1 protein-coding gene is annotated in these 1,406 nt (G+C 63.6%); it reads right to left on the reverse strand.

What is annotated here, in order from left to right; all coding sequences use genetic code 11:
* Nucleotides 1–208 precede the first annotated feature (208 nt).
* Complete coding sequence (locus tag AB4Y42_RS43940; RefSeq protein WP_368697851.1) at nucleotides 209–1,294, reverse strand: IS110 family transposase; 1,086 nt, start codon at nucleotides 1,292–1,294, stop codon at nucleotides 209–211.
* Nucleotides 1,295–1,406 lie beyond the last annotated feature (112 nt).

Consider the following 1,406-nt stretch of genomic DNA (forward strand, 5'->3'; position numbering starts at 1 on the left):
TCACCTCGCCAACGGCCATTGTGCGGCTGCGCTGCATCGACATCAGGTCTTCGCGCTCGGTTTCACTCAGATTCATTTTGCCCATGCACTATTAGATCAGTGCAATTTCATTGGTTCACTGGACTAGTGTTGCCACGAGGGTTCTCCCACCATTGCCTGGTCCTGGCCCAAACATCCTGTTGCGTGCCCAACTAACCTCTCATGCTGGCTAAGCCCAACTGAGGGGGGCGACGTGTTGCCCGATAGCCCAGATAAAGCCTACGAGTTCGCGCGCAATGGCGGTACAGACCTGGTTCTTGAGCTTGCCGCGTGCCATCAGGTTTCGAAAGCGCTGACACAGCCGCTTTTGCGCCGACCATGCGATCTCCTGGACCTCCGGCGGTGTACGCTCTGCGCGCCGCTGCAGGATTGCGGTCTTTCGTGCGGGATGACGGTAGGTCCACGCTGCTTCAACCAGCACGCGTCGCACATGGCTGTTGCCCGTCTTGGTGATGGCGCCACGGCGTTCGCGCTTGCCGCTGGAGTGTTCGCTTGGCACCAGACCCAGATAGGCCATCAGTTCGGGCGCGCCAGCGAAGCGTGCGAGATCGCCGAGTTCCGCGACCACCGTCACAGCCGCAAGCAAACAGATGCCGCGCAGCGCCATCAACGCCTCGATCACTGGCCAAACCGGGCTGGCGTGCGCGGCTGTCTCGACTTCGCGCTCGAGACTGGCCACACGGCTGCCACAGGCCTGCACCGTGTCGATATATTCCTGCAGCACAATCTGTTGCTCCGGCCGGGCGAACTTGATGCCCTCCAGCCAGCGCCAGTGCGCTTGCGTCCACCTCGAGCGGCCCGCGTAGCGATGGCCATGGCGCGACAGAAACGACAGCAGCCGTTGCTTGGCCTGGCGTTGCAGATGCTTCATGTCCTCCCGCGCACGGGTCAGATCGCGCAGCGCCTCCTGTGCCTCGTCCGGAATCCACACGGGGCTCAACTCGCCGGCTCGGTGCAGGCGCGCCAGGCTTAGGGCATCGCGCCGGTCGGTCTTCACACGTTCGCCCGGCTTCTTCGGAATCAGCGACGGCGCCACGACCTGACAGTCCTGCTTGAGCTGAAGCAGCTGTCGGCAAATTGTGTGGCCGCAGGGGCCGGCTTCGTAGCAGAACGACAACCTTCCCGTGCCGCGTTTGATCTGTGTTACCAGTTTCGCGATGGCCTCGGGCGTGTTCACGACCTCGCCCGTATACCGCAGCTCGCCGGCCGTGTCGGCGACCGCCACGGCGATCGTTTCCTGGTCGGGTAGCAGCAGCGCATCACTGCGCCGCCGCCCCCTGAGAACCGGACGTGCGGGTCACCCCGCATCCGGCTCAAGCCATTGCTTCAGCACCATGGGTGGCACCGGGCAACCTGGCGGAGCGTTT

It is taken from the genome of Paraburkholderia sp. EG286B (assembly GCF_040965655.1).
GTDB lineage: Bacteria > Pseudomonadota > Gammaproteobacteria > Burkholderiales > Burkholderiaceae > Paraburkholderia.